The organism is bacterium, from assembly GCA_021371935.1.
In the GTDB taxonomy this organism is placed as follows: domain Bacteria; phylum Armatimonadota; class UBA5829; order UBA5829; family UBA5829; genus UBA5829.
In genome coordinates this window covers 90,585-107,411 of record JAJFVF010000019.1, presented here as the reverse complement: position 1 = coordinate 107,411, position 16,827 = coordinate 90,585, and the positions used below count along the sequence as shown (strand labels likewise).

The 16,827-nt window shown below is 51.6% G+C and carries 17 protein-coding genes and 1 tRNA gene; 6 read left to right on the top strand and 12 right to left on the bottom strand.

Annotated features, from left to right (window positions below; genetic code table 11):
* Positions 1–3: 3 nt before the first annotated feature.
* The 6 genes from LLG46_12895 (at position 4) to LLG46_12870 (ending at position 3,298) form a co-directional block, all read left to right on the top strand.
* Positions 4–1,311, top strand: a complete 1,308-nt coding sequence (locus LLG46_12895) for a hypothetical protein (GenBank protein ID MCE5324194.1) — start codon at positions 4–6, stop codon at positions 1,309–1,311.
* Between the two features lie 15 nt (positions 1,312–1,326).
* Positions 1,327–2,007 carry a prepilin-type N-terminal cleavage/methylation domain-containing protein gene (locus LLG46_12890; protein MCE5324193.1) on the top strand — a complete coding sequence of 227 codons (681 nt, stop codon included), beginning with the start codon at positions 1,327–1,329 and terminating at the stop codon, positions 2,005–2,007.
* Positions 2,004–2,522, top strand: coding sequence for an ECF transporter S component (locus LLG46_12885; protein MCE5324192.1), 519 nt, complete (start codon positions 2,004–2,006; stop codon positions 2,520–2,522). The genes LLG46_12890 and LLG46_12885 overlap by 4 nt, the downstream gene beginning before the upstream one ends.
* Positions 2,522–2,680, top strand: coding sequence for a hypothetical protein (locus LLG46_12880; GenBank protein ID MCE5324191.1), 159 nt, complete (start codon positions 2,522–2,524; stop codon positions 2,678–2,680). Before LLG46_12885 ends, LLG46_12880 begins: the two co-directional genes overlap by 1 nt.
* 166 nt (positions 2,681–2,846) lie before the next feature.
* Entirely contained in the window at positions 2,847–3,017 is a 171-nt protein-coding gene (locus LLG46_12875) for a hypothetical protein (protein ID MCE5324190.1), read from the top strand.
* 74 nt (positions 3,018–3,091) lie between these two features.
* On the top strand, positions 3,092–3,298 hold the full coding sequence (locus LLG46_12870; GenBank protein MCE5324189.1) for a hypothetical protein: 207 nt from the start codon (positions 3,092–3,094) through the stop codon (positions 3,296–3,298).
* Between the two features lie 97 nt (positions 3,299–3,395).
* Here the strand turns inward: LLG46_12870 and LLG46_12865 are convergent, their stop codons facing one another.
* The 12 genes from LLG46_12865 to recJ all read right to left on the bottom strand — a co-directional run bounded on the left by LLG46_12865 (position 3,396) and on the right by recJ (position 16,775).
* Complete coding sequence (locus LLG46_12865) at positions 3,396–4,079, bottom strand: NAD-binding protein (protein ID MCE5324188.1); 684 nt, start codon at positions 4,077–4,079, stop codon at positions 3,396–3,398.
* A complete protein-coding gene (locus LLG46_12860; GenBank protein ID MCE5324187.1) occupies positions 4,072–4,542 on the bottom strand; it encodes an NAD-binding protein in 471 nt (156 codons plus the stop codon). Before LLG46_12860 ends, LLG46_12865 begins: the two co-directional genes overlap by 8 nt.
* 202 nt (positions 4,543–4,744) lie before the next feature.
* The gene (locus LLG46_12855; protein ID MCE5324186.1) at positions 4,745–5,860 is read right to left on the bottom strand and encodes an aminopeptidase; all 1,116 of its coding nucleotides are present in this window, start codon (positions 5,858–5,860) and stop codon (positions 4,745–4,747) included.
* Between the two features lie 132 nt (positions 5,861–5,992).
* Positions 5,993–7,144: a WG repeat-containing protein gene (locus LLG46_12850; protein ID MCE5324185.1), complete on the bottom strand. Its 1,152-nt coding sequence runs from the start codon at positions 7,142–7,144 to the stop codon at positions 5,993–5,995.
* A gap of 1 nt (position 7,145) precedes the next feature.
* Positions 7,146–9,266: a WG repeat-containing protein gene (locus LLG46_12845; GenBank protein MCE5324184.1), complete on the bottom strand. Its 2,121-nt coding sequence runs from the start codon at positions 9,264–9,266 to the stop codon at positions 7,146–7,148.
* A 212-nt stretch (positions 9,267–9,478) separates the two neighbouring features.
* A tRNA-Leu gene (locus LLG46_12840) sits at positions 9,479–9,564 on the bottom strand.
* A gap of 58 nt (positions 9,565–9,622) precedes the next feature.
* Entirely contained in the window at positions 9,623–10,249 is a 627-nt protein-coding gene (locus LLG46_12835; protein MCE5324183.1) for an MBL fold metallo-hydrolase, read from the bottom strand.
* Complete coding sequence (locus tag LLG46_12830) at positions 10,246–11,094, bottom strand: tetratricopeptide repeat protein (protein MCE5324182.1); 849 nt, start codon at positions 11,092–11,094, stop codon at positions 10,246–10,248. The genes LLG46_12835 and LLG46_12830 overlap by 4 nt, the downstream gene beginning before the upstream one ends.
* Positions 11,091–11,534 (bottom strand): D-tyrosyl-tRNA(Tyr) deacylase, encoded by a 444-nt coding sequence (dtd, locus tag LLG46_12825; protein ID MCE5324181.1) that lies wholly within the window; start codon positions 11,532–11,534, stop codon positions 11,091–11,093. Before dtd ends, LLG46_12830 begins: the two co-directional genes overlap by 4 nt.
* Before the next feature lie 138 nt (positions 11,535–11,672).
* Entirely contained in the window at positions 11,673–12,518 is an 846-nt protein-coding gene (locus LLG46_12820) for a hypothetical protein (protein MCE5324180.1), read from the bottom strand.
* A gap of 325 nt (positions 12,519–12,843) precedes the next feature.
* Positions 12,844–15,090: a bifunctional (p)ppGpp synthetase/guanosine-3',5'-bis(diphosphate) 3'-pyrophosphohydrolase gene (locus LLG46_12815; protein MCE5324179.1), complete on the bottom strand. Its 2,247-nt coding sequence runs from the start codon at positions 15,088–15,090 to the stop codon at positions 12,844–12,846.
* A complete protein-coding gene (gene recJ / locus LLG46_12810; GenBank protein MCE5324178.1) occupies positions 15,072–16,775 on the bottom strand; it encodes a single-stranded-DNA-specific exonuclease RecJ in 1,704 nt (567 codons plus the stop codon). The genes LLG46_12815 and recJ overlap by 19 nt, the downstream gene beginning before the upstream one ends.
* Positions 16,776–16,827: the final 52 nt, after the last annotated feature.

Here is a 16,827-nt window from a genome sequence, read left to right as displayed (position 1 = left end):
CATATGGCAAGAAGAACTTTTACTATTGCTGTTGTATTATTGATCGCTTTGACAGTGGGCTGCGCTGCAGACACTATATGGGACTATGAGGCGGTTGATGCAAACGGTATTGGAACGCATCCTCTTGTTGCTGCATTCTCGAGCGGCAGCTTTTCTGTCCCTCAAGAGAAAGTGACAGTTGAAGGTGTGGCTTTGGCTGGATATAACGACGTATCGGACCCGGACAGCTCCGGCGGATATTATACGGCGTTCATGCAGGATACCGGCAGTAACTGTGGCGGTATACAGATATGGGCTGGGTCGTGGTTCTACGGGGCACTGTGGTCGGCATATCGCCAAAGCTATTACGTAAACTTTCAGGCCGGTGACAGGCTCCGCGTGACGGGTTATCTGGCGGATGCGCACAGGGGTAAAGTGGTAATCAACCACCTGCACACTGCAATACCGTCGTATGCATTTACTGTCGAAGTACTGGATCATCCCGGACTGCCCGAACCCACCCTTATAACGAATGTGTCCGACTGCAACTATTTCGATCAGAGCCGCGCGGGCGGTGGAGAATATTATCAGACCAGATATGTTCGGCTCTACGGTGTCCAGGTCAAAAGCGGCACCTGGGCAAGCGGTCAGCAGCTGAGTGTGGGTGATTCGACTGGAGAGGTGGGTATGCTCCTGTCATCGGTGAAAGACTTCAGCGACAGCGCAGACTACAAAGGCTCGCTGAGTGTGGTCGGCATATTCGATCAGGAAGATACCAGCGTGCCATGCACGTCAAACTACCGTGTTTGGGTAACTGATAGTTCAAATATCGCAATGGCGAGAGTGGTCTCACGTGTGTTTGATGACTGTTTCTACGTCCAGGAAGAGGGCAGGCAGAGTGGGATCAAAGTGATCGGCAGTTTCAGTGTTAATCCGGGCGACAGAGTGGCTCTGCAGGGCACGTTTACATCCGAAGGACCCGAACAGACTGTTGAGGCCACGACGTGTCCGGTGGTATTCTCGGGCGATGAGCCAAAGCCTGTATTTGTCAATGGAAAGACGCTGGCAGCAGAACACGGTCTGGGCGTTTTCGGGATACTGGTGCGGTGCTGCGGCACGCTGGGGCAGTCACTCGGAGATGGTGACTATGATTTCACGACCGATAACGGCGACGTGATCAGGCTTACAAAGGCCGCAGGCATAACCGCTCAGGAGGGCGACTTTGTGGCTGTGAATGCTATAGCTTCTCTGGAAGATGATGGCATTACGCCGAAGCTGATACTCGGCGACCCGAATGACTTGACTGTAATGTATCATCCGTCTTCGTTATAAAACTGAGAGACAAAAGTGGAAAGCCAAGCAAAGTCCAAAAAAGCTTTTACTCTGATCGAGCTGCTGGTGGTGATTGCAATAATCGCTATACTGGCAGCTATGCTGCTGCCTGTGATGACTGCCGCGCGGCTTCGGTCGAAGATAGCAAGCGTACATTCAGACCTCAGGCAGTTCGGTATAGCTATTGAAATGTATAGGGAGGATAAAGGCGGATATCCCTTTGCGCGGCAGTCATGCATCGATAATTCGGAGATAGACTATTATGAAATGCCGCGCGAACTGTACACGATGGGCTATATACCGGCACATCGGATACTCGATCCGTTCAACCAGAGAACAAACGGTGAGGTCGACGACAAGCGCCGCACGTATAAATATGTGGTGGTCGGCTGGCAATACTCAAACGATGCTATAGTTCCCGGCGGCATGTGGATACCGGGTGGTTACCCCGCAGACACAGGAAACTGCTACTATTATTATATTGAGAATGGCATGAATCAGCGCATAGATAAAACTCTGAAGCCGGAGACTGTTCAAGCACCTCTGAAATGGGCTGTATGGAGCGTGGGACCCGGCGGCGACGTGGGCTGGGAAAAATCAGGTGAGTTGATGCGGCCTGTACCCAGGACTGAGTGGTATCCATATAACCATAAAGGCGTTATCGTTCACCTGAGTGACGGAAGGACATCTCCATGATAAAATATAGAGCACGAGACTTGAGCATAGGTGGACTCTTTGGCGCTCTGGGCGTTGCTGTGCCGGTCTTGTTTCATATGGTGGGTATGGGAACGCTGTTCCTGCCTATGCACCTGCCGATCTTGATCTGCGGGCTGTATGTGTCGGTGCCTGTGGCGTTTGCGGTCGGAGTGGTGACCCCATTGATCTCGTCAGCACTGACCGGTATGCCGCCATTGGTCCCGACAGGCGTGCTTATGATGCTGGAACTGGGCGTGCTGGCAGGATCGGCAAGCCTGTTTGGCCGTAGACTTAAGCTGCCAGTGATATTGTCTGTAATACTTGCAATGACTGCTGCAAGGCTGGTCGGAGGGCTCGAACGAGTCGTGATCGCTCCGCTGATGGGTCTGCAGCAGGGCTTTGTTGCATACCTGGCGTTTTCGGTGATCGAAAGCTGGCCGGGAATCGCACTGCAAATTGTTGTTGCGCCGATTGTGGTCAGAATAATCGGCACTCATATCAGGAAAGCTGCGTAATGCGCCGTAGAATACCCGGAAAATCTTTCTTTGCACAAAAAGCCCACTTTCTAAAGGCAGGACCGCACGAGCCTGATAAAAAAGCTATGCACAAGCGCAGACGCAAGATCGAGCGTCAGCAAGAGCGGCATGCCGAACGTGGAAATATTGACGAATAACCCCTCACCCAGTTCGCCAAATATAAAATAAAAAATCTCAAATATTAAATTGAAAGGGTATTGTAATGTGTCCGTAAGGATGCTATAATCTGACAAATCTTGCAGTAAGCCGCCTAGTCCGCATTATTCACGAGGAACGTGAATAATGTTCTCGGAGACTTGGATTATGCGGGAAGCGTATAATCCAGGCTATGGCAGAGGAATCATTGCTTTGAATGTGCTGATTCTTATCTACAGGATGGATGATCGCTCGACGGACGCAATGAAGGCGGGTGCGTTAGGTGTCGGGGTGCAGGATGCTTCGACGGACAACTTGATATCGATAGCAATAGTATGAGACAGGACCTATCTTGGGTGCCTGTCTTTTTTGCATCTGATGGTATTCAAACTGGCAGGTACCGGAGGTAAGTGATGAGTTACCGATTTGGAGACGAAATTGAAGTGATTATCGACCGCGAAGGACTTGGGCATGACGAAGGTGTTGGACATCTGCCCGATGAGACTATGGTGGTAATCGCGGGTGCGGGCGGAAAAGTGGGAGAATGTGTCAGAGCGACTGTGTTGGCAATCGAGTCAACCAGGCTCGGTCCATCTGTCCTGGCTAATGCGAAATACTAGGGAAAAGATATTAGGAAATAGGTAATAGGACAACTATATTTGAAAGGCCGCAGAGTCTTGCAATTGGCTCCCTACTCCCTATTTCCCACTTCCTATATCATGCCTGCTCGCCTGAAAATATGGTGCGTAATTCCTTTTCTCTGTCTGCTTTGATTATGGCGATCACGCTGTCACCCGTGCGAATCTTTGTGTCGGCATGCGGAATGATGGCATGGCCGTCGCGGATTACAGAGATGATGAGAGCATTTGCCGGCAAGTCGAGCTGGCCTATTTTTACTCCATTAGCTGGAGAATTGGATGTGATGTCGGCTTCAACAACCTCGATATCACCCTTCTTTAATGCCGCAAGCGGTATCACTTGACCAGTCTCGATCTGCTGCTCGAGCAAGTTGAATATGATCCTGGTGCTGCTTATTGTCTGGTCGATGCCGAGCTGCTGGAAGAGTTCCTCGTTCTTGGGATCGTTTACACGAGCCAGTGTCCTGGGCACGCCGAACTGCCTTTTGGCCATCTGGCAGATTACCAGATTGTCCTCATCATCGCCGGTCACTGCCACCACCACGTTGGCTCTGCCCATCCCTGCTTCGGTCATCGTGCGGATCTCGCAGCCGTCGCCGTACATGACCATCTCACCTAACTCGCCGGCAAGCCGTTCGGCAGTCTTTCTATCTTTCTCTATAATGAGGACCTCATGTCCCTCTGCAGTGAGTGCTTCAAACAGATGATAACCCACCTTGCCGCCGCCGACTATTATCACATACATCGGATTCCTGCTATTCATTTGTAACCTCCGGCGCTTTGTCATCAAGCCCGAACCGACAGTACTGCTCGATGCTTTCGTATGGCTTCCCGAGGATTTTATCGTGCAAAACCCCTGAGCCTATACAGGTCGTGCAAACTGTGTCGATCCCCAGATCAGCATATGCGTATGACCGGATCGGATCGTATATTCGGGCAATAACCTTGGGCACCTTGAACCTTACCTTAGCAAGCTGAACCGACATTATGTTCCTGTTATCACCATTGGTTACCGCAACAAACGCATCAGCATGTTCGACATCCGCCTTCCTGAGAGTGTCTTCAGAAAGACCGTTGCCGACTACTTTTTTTCCTTCAAAACCGCTCGCCAGTCTGCGGAAAGAATCAGGATTTTTATCCACGATTGTTACATCGTGCCCTTCACGGGACATAGTGGCTGCAATTGTCGCGCCGACCCTGCCACAGCCCAAAATAACTACCTTCATATTCACTTCCCTCTATATATCTCAGATACCAAGACCATAGTCTACACCTGCGCAACAGCGCTGTCAATAGCACCATCAAATAGACACCCAGCCCTTGTCAACAAAAAAGCCCGGCAGGAGCCTCGTCCTCACATACGATCGTAATTGAGACGGTAAAGCTCCTGCTGAGCCGATAGCTGCTTGAAATTATTGAACACTCTTACTAGACAAGATTTTCGGGATTCAAGCCCTGCAGATAGTCCGGCACGAACCGCCCGTCTTTGCGGATCAGTTCATCGTCGAAATATATCTCGCCGCCGCCATACTCGGGTCTCTGAATCATGACCATGTCCCAGTGAATCTCGGACTTATTACCGTTATCGGCCTCGGCATAGGCTCTGCCGGGCGTGAAATGGATGGAACCGTCAATCTTCTCGTCGAAGAGTATGTCGCGCATGGCATGCTTGATGTGGGGGTTAAACCCAAGTGAGAACTCGCCTATATACCTCGCTCCCTCGTCGGAATCGAGTATGTCATTGAGCGCACTGCTGTCTGAACTGGTCGCCTCAACTACTTTGCCGTCCTTCAACACCAGCCGGATGTCATCGAACGGCTTGCCATGATATATCGTGCCCGCATTGAAATGGATGACCCCGTTGGAACTGTCCTTCACAGGAGCAGTAAAAAGCTCACCGTCGGGAATGTTGACCAAACCATCGCACAAAACTGCCGGAATGCCCTTTATCGAAAACTCCAGATTTGTGTCGCCAGGTCCGATCAGGCGCACGCGGTCCGTCCGCTCCATACGCTCTTTGAGAGGGATCATCGCCTTCGACATTTTCGCGTAGTCCAGAGTGCAGACGTCAAAATAGAAATTCTCGAAGCTCTCTGTGCTCATACCGGCAAGCTGCGCCATTGACGATGACGGCCAACGCAGCACTACCCACTTGGTGTGATCGACCCTCTGGTCCATCACGGGTTTCTGCCAGTGCTCTTGATAGATCTTCATCCTATCATCCGGAACATCGGAAAGCTCAGTGACATTATGGCCGCCGCGCAAAGATATATAGCAGTCCATCTCCTTCATAAACTCCAGGTCACGTCTGCCAAGCGTTTGCATCTGTTCCTGAGTCGAGTTCGATATGAGCGCCCGACGAATCCTCGCATTATGAACGTCTACAAAAGGCAGCCCGCCAGCCTGGCATACTCGATCTACAAGCACGCAGACCATATCTGATGGAATTTCGTATGAGTCTATAAGGACCTTTTCGCCCGTCTGGACCTTCACCGAGTATCCGACCAACAGGTCGGCTAATTTTTTCATTCGCGGATCTATCATCTATAAGCCTCCTGATTATAACCACGAGATATATTACCACTTTGCCTGGGACAAAACAAAAGAATCTCATGGAAAACTCTTCGGCTTGGTTGGAAAAGATCAATAGAATGCTCAGATTGGAATCTGCTGCAATCAGCGCGTATTCCTGTCTTTCCAAATGAACTTGCCTGTCTTGTCTATGTAGCTTGGACCCGCATGGCTGTCAGGTGAAAAAAGAAACTGCATACTGACCATCGCTGCGCCTCCTGAAAAGCTGCCTTGGTGCATCCCTAAAAACTGAGGCGTGATGACCATTTTTCCGGTTTTATCGATGTAACCCCATTTCGGAAAGTCGTTTATGTCTTTGGAGGGTATGGAGAAGTCTCCGACACACACTGCCGCGACTCCCTCAGAAAAACTCTCGGCGAAAGGAAACTTCGGCTCTATCACAAACTTGCCTGCCTTATCGATATATCCCCACGTCCATTTCCGCCCCGGCTTCATCTCGCCTGTCATAACAGCAGCAAGACCATCCGAAAATGGTTGGGCGTAGCCGAAGCGCGGTTCGATGACAATCTTGCCGGTTTTGTCGATATATCCGCACTTGCCCTCTTGCATGATTATGCTCTCATCAACCTTGCCGGTTTTCTCTGACTTGTAATAGACCCTGCCTGTCGACACTACGGCCAAGCCCTCAGAGAAACTGTTTGCCTCGTCAAACTGCATATCTATAATCATTTTGCCGGTTTTATCGATGTAGCCCCATTTATCGCCGACGGCTACAGGCGCAAGGCCTTGCGAAAAATTGCCTGCTGAGTCAAACTTTTTGCTGACGACCATCTTCCCGGTTTTGTTTATGTAGCCGTACTTCGCAGTCCTCGGCGTCCCTGTGCACACTGGGGTCAGACCCTCATGGAAGTCATCCGCAAAGGAAAATTGAGGCTTTATCACCAGCTTGCCGGTCTTATCGATGAAGCCGATCTGTTCTTTCATGGTCACCGATGCCATCCCCTCACGAAAACCGCTCGTGCTGTTGAACTGTGGTTTGATGATCATCTTGCCGGAGGTGTTTATATAGCCGTATTTCATCGCGTCATTCTTGCCTTTTCCCACTGGAGCCAGCCCCTCTGCGAACATTCCAGCCGCATCATAGACAGCTTTTATAACTATTTGCCCTGACTTGTTGATGTAGCCCCACTTGTCGCCATGTTTGACGGGAAGCAGGACCTGCGCGGATGAGGCGCTCAAAGCGCTGCAGGAAAGCAAGAATAGTGTCAACCCAATGACTGATCGCAGTTTATTCATTTTAAAACCCCCTTGACGACCACTCTACACCCGCTATGCCTCCCGAGAAGTCGCCCGCACCATTATATTGTGGTTTCATAAGGAACTTGCCGGTCTTGTCTATGTAGCCATAACGGTAGTTGGACTGAACAGCCGCCATGCCCTCAAAAAAGTTGGAGACCTCCTGAAACTGCGGCTTGATTGTCATCTTGCCTGTCTTGTCGATGTAGCCCCACTTGTCGTTATAGTTGGGACCGACCCTAACCCTGGCAAGCCCCTCGGAAAAGTCACCTGCTTCACCGAATCTCGGTTTGACCACCACTTTACCGGCCTTTGATACGTAACCCCACTTAGCTTTCTCGTTATCGCCAATACGGATGCGTGCAAGGCCTTCGGAGAAGTCGCCGACCTCATCGAATTGTGGTTTGATGACGACTTTGCCGGACTTGTCTATATAGCCCCATTTTGCTCCGCTCTTCACTGCCGCCAGACCATCGGAGAAGTCCCTAACATGATTAAACTTCGGCTTGATAACCATATTTCCATTCAAATCGATATAGCCAGTTGCATCATCGTCTCCAATACTGACATTGGCGCGACCTTCACAGAAGTCTGACGCCCAACTGAACTTCTGTCCGATTGCAAGACTGCCTGTCTTGTCCACATAGCCATACTTTGGACTATCCCAGTCCATGCACCCGTTGCTATCCATCTTTATGCCGTCGGAATTCATCACCATCGCAAGGCCTTCGCAAAAGCTGCCAACGCTCTGGTATTTCAGCTCAACTACTATCTTGCCTGTCTTGTCAATAAAGCCGTATTTGGGCATGTCCGCGCTCTTTATATCCGTCTGTTTGGAGCCGAACCCGAATGAAGTGTCTTTTCCTGTCGCGACTACTGCCAACCCCCCGGAAAACTGTCCGACGATATCGAACTGGGGCTCAATGATGACATTTCCTTCCATATCCGCAAAACCCCATTTGCCGGTCTCATTATCACCGGTTCTAAATGGCGCAAGACCCTCGGATGCAACGCCGACTTTTGTGATCCCCGGCTTTGAGACCATCTTTCCGCTCTTGTCGATATACGCAGCTCGATTCGGCACGGAATGCGGGATTCCAATTGGTGCAAGTCCATCCGAGAAGCCCTTTGCGTCGATGCCAAAACCAAGCGACTTGATGACATAGTCTCCATTCACATCTATGAAACCCCAGCACGCATCCTTTTCGACGGGCGCCAACCCCTCCGAAAAACTGCCGGCATCATCATACTGCTGCTTGATTGCGATCTTACCGGTCCTGTCTATGTAGCCTACGCCACCCCGGAAGCTGTCATCTTTACGCACAATCGCAAGCCCATCATGGAAATCACAACTGCTGTCGAATCGCGTGTTTGTCTCCGTCCGCCGGATTACAAGCTTTCCGGTCTTGTCTATATAACCCCATGTCTCGGCATCATCCGCCAGCCGCACACAAGCCAGCCCTTCTGAGAACGGGCGGGCAATGCCAAACACCGGGTCTATCTCAACTTTGCCGCTGGTGTCGATATAGCCCCATTTGCCTGCGTAAAGACCTATCCAGACCGCCGCAAGCCCTTCACTGAAACTGTCTGCTCCCCCATACTGCAGCTTTATGATCTCTTTGCCGGTCTTGTCGATATAACCGCTTGCCCCGTATGTTATACAATCACTGCCACTTCCAAAACCGTTATCGGCAATCAGAGCTAGACCATCATGGAAGCTGCCGGAAAACTGCTTGTCCGGTCTAAGGACAATATTGCCCGACTTATCGATATAGACCCATTTGTCCATTTCATCATCACCGATCCGTACTGCCGCCAGTCCTTCGGAGAACTCCGCTGCGTCACCATACTGCGGCTTAATGACCAGCTTGCCGGTCTTGTCCACATAACCCCACTTGCGTTTCTCCGAACTGCCGACCGCTACCGGCGCCAATCCGTCGACAAACATCCTCACATCATCGAATTGCGACTTGATTACGACATTGCCGGTCCTGTCAATATAACCCCATTTTGGAACGTATTGTGTGTCTGCATTTGGCCCGGACCTCTCCGGCGCAGCGTATGTGGAAACAGACATCCAGATGGCCAGAGCGCAAAGCAGAATTGGCGAGACTCTTATCATGTCAACAGACCTCCAGATTCATTACAAACTCTTGCATTAGTTAAGAAAAGCTGTCTGAATATAATGGTCAGGTTTGTGGAGTTGGAGTTTTTTGCGATATTCGACGTCATGTGACACATATCAAAAAATGGTCGATCACATAGTTTCAGGAAGTGCCCATGGATCGCCGGATATCTGTGCAGTGGAAGATTTGAGTTCAAAATCAGCCCATTTGGTGCCGAAGGCGGGAGTTGAACCCGCACGTCCTTGCGGACACATGGTCCTGAACCATGCGCGTCTGCCATTCCGCCACTTCGGCACGGCTGATTTCTGCTAAATATTACCAAAACCAAACCGGTCTTGTCAATCTATGTTTTCTATAAATACGGGTTCGACCTGCGCTCAGCACCTAGGGTTGTCGACGGCCCATGACCGGGAAATAGAGGAGTCGAATCGTCGAGAGGCATTATCTTTGCCCTGATCGACTCGATTAGCTGCTCATGCGACCCACTGGGAAGATCACTTCGCCCGACACTGCCGGCAAATATCGTGTCGCCGCAAAATACCCCTATATCAGTTACATAACACACACCGCCCTGGGAGTGGCCAGGTGTGTGAAGCACATGTATTGTGGATCCGCCAAGATGAATTTCGTCACCCTCGTTAATGAGATCAGTGACGGTGAAGGGCACATACTCGGAAAAATTGTAAAACGGCTCGCCCAAACCAAGGCTTTGGCCTAACATGGGCAGGTCGAGAGGGTTCAGGGCTATTTTGACATCATAGCTGTCAGTTAGCTCACCCACACGGAAGGTATGGTCGAAATGGCCATGCGTCAGTAGTATCCACTCCACATCAAGATCAAGCGCCTTGATGTTGTCGATTATGATATCTGTGTCGTCACCAGGATCGATTATTGCCGCTTTCTTTGTCTCCACATCCCAAAGCAGGTAGCAGTTGATCTGCAGCAAACCTACCTCAATTACTCGAAAATCCAGACTCAATCAGTCCCCTCACTTCCACGTCTCGCTACAGCCAGGTTGGCTGCATCATAATGATCCATATCTTCCGCGAACCGACGGTGCGCATTTGCCCGCTTGATATCTCCGCAAGCACGATATGCCTCCGCAAGCACGGCATGATAGGGTCTCTCGCCGGGCTTGAGCTTTATTGCGCGCTCAAGAGCCGCAACTGCATCCAAATGAAATGCTCCCCGCAGATACATAAGACCGAGCTTGAATGAATAATACGAGTCCGCAGGGCTGAATATGGTCGCCTGCTGAAGCTCGACTATCGCATCCCCAACCCTGCCGATCCGACCGTAAATGTCGCCCAGCCAGAAATGATAGAACCCATCAGTCGGCGCGATCTGCACGGCCATCTCAAGCTGGATCATCGCCTCGTCCCACAGCCCGACATGGCAGAGCGCAACACCGAGCTTGTATCTGTAAAACGGGTTCATTGCGTTGAACTGAGCCGCTTTTCGATACTCGACTATCGCAGCGTTCCACTTGCCGTAGCGGCGATATATCTCACCTAGGCTGTAGTGCGGCTCAGCACGCCTGGGGCTTATCTTGAGTGCTTTCTTATACTCGGCTACAGCCTTCACGGACATCTCGGAATAGGCATATGCATCGCCAAGACGCGTATGATAACCGGGGTTGGACCCCTCCATCTCGACAGCCTTGCGATAGTGCACGACCGCCTCGCGCACCCTGCCATCATGGCTCAAGGCATCGCCGAGTTCCTGCTGGTCATAGGCAGTCTCAGGCTCACGCTCGGGCACGGAAACGCCAGAGCGCATGCGATCCTCAAAATCACCATATTCACCATTGAATGCAATACTCATAATTCACTATCCAGAACCAGTGTTACAGGACCGTCATTTTCTATAGAAAAGAGCATGTGCGACTGAAATCTGCCTGTCTGCACACTCACACCACACGCCCTCAGCACGGCCACAAAATCATTATACAACACCTCCGCCATTTCTGGAGCGGCTGCTTTGTCAAAACCGGGTCTGCGGCCTTTTTTGCAGTCAGCCATGAGCGTAAACTGAGAGACGACCAATGCCTGCCCGCCGATGTCGAGCACGGACAGGTTCATCTTTCCCGCTTCGTCCTCAAAAATCCGCAGGTTGGAAATTTTCTCAGCAAGAAAGTTGATGTCCCTGGCACCATCGCCTTTGGCAACGCCCAGCAGTATCGCTAACCCCCTGTCTATTTGCGATATCTGCTCGCCGTCTACACTCACACTTGCGCTCTTTACGCGCTGGATAACTGCTTTCACACAAAACTCCCTGATACAGGTTTCGGGATTACCGGAGCAGTATAGTATATAGTAACACGCATCATCCACTCTTCAAATCCCAAAAGACCAAAAATCTATTTATTAGTAAGTTGGTTCTACAACACTGTGCTGGGACTGTCACTCCCAGTGCTCGTACGACACCGTCTCATCTACTATATCAGAAAAATGCTCTAGTGCTGCGAGGCAAAATGACTCTGGGGTCCAGATGGAAACCATCCTTTCGGGGTCCAGATCAGCAGGCGTTACACTAGCGGCCAGGTAAGGATCAAGGGGAAGATGGTCATGCACTTTTCTATGCAGGCCGTCGCGGACGATCAAGCCATCTCGAATCAACTTATGTCCATCGAAGAAAAGGCGAGCGCCCGGAGTATAGGGAGTATCGGGTTCCGTGATAACCCGACCGATGTTTTTAGACGCCACCACAAATTCGGGCATCATGACACCGGCGTTTGCAAGAAGGATATACTCGGCATAATCCGCCGGTTCATCGAACCATTCATTGCCCAGGTTGTTAATTGTTAAGCCTTCGTTGCACAAACGCGCCTGCGCACGTAACTCTCCGCACGACTGAATAGCCGCCCAGCCATGTGCTGTTGTAGAATGGACCAGCCATTTCTGATCATTCTGGCGCACGACCGACCAGTCCGGAGTCTCTGACAAAGCCTTCTCCACGTATGACCGGGCATCCATATCACCCGGCACACTGACAATACATTGCCGCCCATGCATGGATTCATAACGAATGAAATCAGCCATGTCCGCCGACAACGGGCGAGGCCATCCACGCCCTACGACAAAGGCAAACAGGCCATTCTCGTATCGACGATTTCCCCCACGCCAATCATATTCATCTTGGACACGGAAGCAACTCCACTGTGGACCGTATGCGCCATCAGCAGTGAATGGATTTGGGTCTTCGTGTGTCCAGCCATCAGGGGCAAGCAGATAGGTTATGACACTCATTTCTATTCCTCACGATGTTGGCCCCAGTTCGCCTGGCAACAATTCATAGGCACTATCTGATGTTTCGGGAATCCATATCCGAAATGAACAGTACATATCGGGAACAAGATTCTCCATATACCGAAGGTTATGGAGGAAATATTCCTCCTAATGTGCGTCCGGGGAGAGATACCCCAGACGATCAAGCGCACAACACCTGTCACGATTGCCAAAATAACAAAGAATGGCTCACAGCAGATTCCTCGACTTCGCTCGGAATGACTGGAATTGAGACGCCTTTTTGCTCGTTGATCCGATCAAAATAATCAATACAAAATATAAAATATCAAATTTTTTTTGACCTGTGGGCGGCCACACGCTCGATCTTGAGCACATCGGAAAGGCTGCCGACCTTGATCATAAGGTCATTTAGCGCATGAACATTCGGCAGATCGACCGTAAGATCGATTGTCGCCGTCTTGTCAGGCATAGTCTTGACCTTGGCGCCAGTTATGTTTGTCTTGGACTCAGAAAACATAGCCGTAATCTCACTGAGCAGACCCATGCGGTTCAGGGCATGTATCGCAATATTTGTGGGATATCGCTCGCCATCGGCCTCGGTCCAGTTGATATCGACCAGACGCTCAGGCTCACTCGCCCTATAGGCCGCGACATTCGGGCATGTCACAGAATGCAGAGATACGCCTTTACCCCGGGAGACATAGCCGACAACTTCCTCACCCGGAAGCGGCGCGCAGCACTTTGCCCGGGTTATCATGAGGTTTTTCACCCCATCGAGGGTGACGGCGAGTTTGCTCTTGCCAGTGGACTTGGGAGCCTCTATCACCAGCGCCTCAGACTTGGGCGGCTCAGGTATTTTCAGCTTGTTGACCACACTGCCCAGCGCGACATGGCCATAGCCTATCGCGGCATACAGGTCGTCCTCAGTCTGCAAATTCAGCGCCTTGGCTACTGCCGTGATGTCACTGACCTTTATCAGTTCCTTGGGCTCATGACCAAGTTTCTCAAGCTCGCGGTCGAGCATCTCGCGGCCTTTGGTGACAGACTCGGCATAATGTGCCCGCCTATAAAAACCCTTTATACGATTGCGGGCATGAGAAGTTTTGACAAATGCCAACCAGTCTAGGCTGGGCTGTGCATTCGACCGGGTTATGACCTCGACTATGTCGCCGTTGTTGAACTTATACGTCAGAGGCACGATCCGGCCGTTTACTTTGCCGCCGACGCAGTGGTTGCCTACATCGCTGTGGATCCTATATGCGAAATCCACTGGAGTAGAGCCTGCCGGCAGGTCAATAACGTCCCCCCGTGGAGTAAATACAAACACCTGGTCGGTAAACAGATCGTTGATCACCGAGTGCAGGAACTCACCTGCATCCTTGCTGTCGGACTGCCAGTCGAAGAGCTGCTGGCGCAGCCACGAAAGTTTGCGCTCGAACTCGTCGCCCGACCGCATACGCTCCTTATACTGCCAGTGAGCAGCTACACCGAAGTCAGCGACCCTGTGCATATCCCAGGTCCTTATCTGCACCTCCAAAGGCTCACCCCTCGGTCCGATCACCTTGGTGTGCAGCGATTGATACATGTTCGACTTGGGCTTTGCAATGTAATCCGAAAACCTCTCGGGGATCGGCATCCAAAGGTCATGGACCAGACCCAGCGCATGATAGCACTCGCCTACCCTGTTCACGATAACCCGGATTGCCGAAAGGTCGTATATCTCCGAGAAATCAACTTCCTCACGAAGCATCTTTTGATATATGCTCCAGAGATGCTTCGGCCTTGCCTGGATCGTGGCATCAATGCCGTCCTTGGTCAGATGTCTCTGGATCATCTCAACGGCCTCGGCCAGGTCGTCCTCACGGTCGCCGCGCGTGCCTGAGACCTTATCCGCAACCTTTGCATAGGCCTCCGGCTCAATATACTTGAACGCCAGGTCCTCAAGCTCCCATTTGATCTTCCAGATACCCAGCCTGTGCGCAAGAGGAGCGTATATCTGCATCGTCTCCTGCGACACCTTCTTCTGACGGTCCTCAGGCAGACCGCTCAGGGTCCGCATATTGTGCAGCCGGTCGGCAAGTTTGATGACCATAACACGCAGATCGCGCGCCATGGCAAGGAATATTTTGCGTAGGTTCTCAGCGCTTCGCTTGAACTCGGCACGGCGCTTCTTCGGAACCTCCTGGCGCTCCTGCGCATCATCCATAACGTCAAAATCGGCCAGTTTCAACTTGGTGACGCCGTCGACCAGCGCTGCTATCTCGGAACCGAATTTATCCTTTATGTCGTCAATCGAATAGTCTTGGTCTTCGACCACGTCATGGAGCAGAGCAGCCGCGATGCTGGCTGTGTCCATCTCGAGATCTGTCAGAATCTCGGCGGTCGCCAGAGGATGAGTGATGTAGGGGTCACCGGTCTCGCGGAGCTGATCTTTATGAGCGACAGATGCGAACTCGTATGCACGGCGGATCAGATCCGTATCCGCCGCGTCATTATATTCCAACACCTTGCTGATTATAGAATCGATATCGGCCATCTGAACTATCACTGATATTACCTGATCGCCTTGCACACCAACTGCACCGACTCGGTGCCATTGAACTTATTTAGCTTAACATGGTAACACATATCTATGCTCCCGCCAAGCTCAAGCCCATCGCAAAGATCGCCCATTCTGAACGCGATGCACTCGATTGCGGGACCATTTTTGCCCTGCACTTTGAGCTTGAGATGAGAGCCGTCCCCTACCCTCTGTTTATGGGTGACTTTCAGCCCGGTGGTCATGAAAACAGGCTCGGGGTTGCCTTCGCCAAAAGGCTCCATGCACATCAGCATATCCGCTAGATTACGATTAATATCCTCAGGCGCAAGCTGAGTGTCTATATCTATTCGCGGGACCATCGCCTCATCTGAGATCGATTCGCGTGCAAGAGTACCGATCCGGTCTTCAAAAGGCGCAATATTCTCAAGTGGGATCGTGAAGCCTGCAGCCAGAGCATGACCGCCGAAATGGGTAAAAAGGTCCGAACACTGCGCGAGAGCATCGCGCATATGAAAAGCATCTATACTGCGCGCCGAACCGACACCCATACCTGACGATTCGTCTCGAGCGATAAGGATAGCCGGGCAGCAGTAGGTCTCGCATATCTTGCCCGCGACTATGCCTATTACGCCTGGGTTCCAGCCATCGCTCGAAAGCACAAGAATACGGCTAGAGGCCAAGTCTCTATCTGCGAACTGGACATTCGTCTGCTCCAGAATTTTTTCCTGCTCGACCTTGCGGTTGGAATTGTGCCTCTCCATAGCCGAAGCCAGCTCAGACGCCTCTTTATCATCTTTTGTGAGCAGGAGCTGGAGCGCGGCGGCGGCATCATCCATCCTGCCCACGGCATTGATCCGCGGACCGAGAATATAGGCAAGATAATGTGCAGTCATAGTCTTGCCCTCAAGGCCGGTGGTCCTGAGCATGGTCCTCAGACCCACCTTCTTGCTGGTGGCTATGGCGTCAAGGCCAAGCTTTACTATCGTGCGGTTCTCATCGAGCAATGGGACAACATCAGCAACCGTCCCAAGAGCCGCCAGATCGACAAATCGAGAGACGAAAGACTCGTCATCATGACCGAGCAGCCTTACAAGCCCCTGGGCAAGTTTGAGGGCCACTCCTACGCCCGCAAGCCCCGTAAAAGGATACTGCGAATCCGGCCTCTTGGGATTTATCACGGCGGCGGCATCGGGAAGCTGGGCGCCGGGGTCATGGTGGTCGGTTATAATCAGGTCAATGCCAAGCTCCCTGGCACGCTCAGCGGTCGAGACGGCGTTTATGCCGCAGTCACAGCTTACTACCAGCGAACAGCCTCTCTGCGCAGCTGCATCTATCGCAAACGGCTTAATGTCGTAGCCGTCCTTCTGACGATGAGGAAGCAAATAGTCGACATTCGCCTTGAGTGCGCGCAGTGTCCTGACCAATAAAGCTGTGCTGGTGATGCCGTCCACATCATAATCACCGTGAACGCATATCTTTTCGCCTGAAACAATCGCGTCGGCCAGCCGCTCGACGCCCTCCTCCATGTCGGCAAGCAAATATGGATCGTGCATCTGCGAAAGAGATGGGTTCATAAAACTGTCGTAATCAGAGCCTGTCTTGACACCGCGGCTGACCAGCAGCTTGCAGACCGCAGGAGATGCGCCGGTCTGTTCGTGCAGCCGGACCGCTGCAGGCTCATCGCAGTCTTTTACTTTCCAAATTACTTGACTCAAACTATTGTCCTATACGATTGTTCTCTTTCGGGCGCAATCGGATATCGCGCCC

Excerpts from the sequence above, each read along its gene's own strand:
- LLG46_12820 (MCE5324180.1), bottom strand. The coding sequence starts at position 12,518 with ATGAGTGTCATAACCTATCTGCTTGCCCCTGATGGCTGGACACACGAA.
- LLG46_12830 (MCE5324182.1), bottom strand. The coding sequence starts at position 11,094 with ATGAGTATTGCATTCAATGGTGAATATGGTGATTTTGAGGATCGCATG.
- LLG46_12860 (MCE5324187.1), bottom strand. The coding sequence starts at position 4,542 with ATGAAGGTAGTTATTTTGGGCTGTGGCAGGGTCGGCGCGACAATTGCA.
- LLG46_12895 (MCE5324194.1), top strand. The coding sequence starts at position 4 with ATGGCAAGAAGAACTTTTACTATTGCTGTTGTATTATTGATCGCTTTG.
- LLG46_12865 (MCE5324188.1), bottom strand. The coding sequence starts at position 4,079 with ATGAATAGCAGGAATCCGATGTATGTGATAATAGTCGGCGGCGGCAAG.
- LLG46_12880 (MCE5324191.1), top strand. The coding sequence starts at position 2,522 with ATGCGCCGTAGAATACCCGGAAAATCTTTCTTTGCACAAAAAGCCCAC.
- LLG46_12870 (MCE5324189.1), top strand. The coding sequence starts at position 3,092 with ATGAGTTACCGATTTGGAGACGAAATTGAAGTGATTATCGACCGCGAA.
- LLG46_12845 (MCE5324184.1), bottom strand. The coding sequence starts at position 9,266 with ATGATAAGAGTCTCGCCAATTCTGCTTTGCGCTCTGGCCATCTGGATG.
- LLG46_12850 (MCE5324185.1), bottom strand. The coding sequence starts at position 7,144 with ATGAATAAACTGCGATCAGTCATTGGGTTGACACTATTCTTGCTTTCC.
- LLG46_12875 (MCE5324190.1), top strand. The coding sequence starts at position 2,847 with ATGCGGGAAGCGTATAATCCAGGCTATGGCAGAGGAATCATTGCTTTG.
- LLG46_12855 (MCE5324186.1), bottom strand. The coding sequence starts at position 5,860 with ATGATAGATCCGCGAATGAAAAAATTAGCCGACCTGTTGGTCGGATAC.
- LLG46_12885 (MCE5324192.1), top strand. The coding sequence starts at position 2,004 with ATGATAAAATATAGAGCACGAGACTTGAGCATAGGTGGACTCTTTGGC.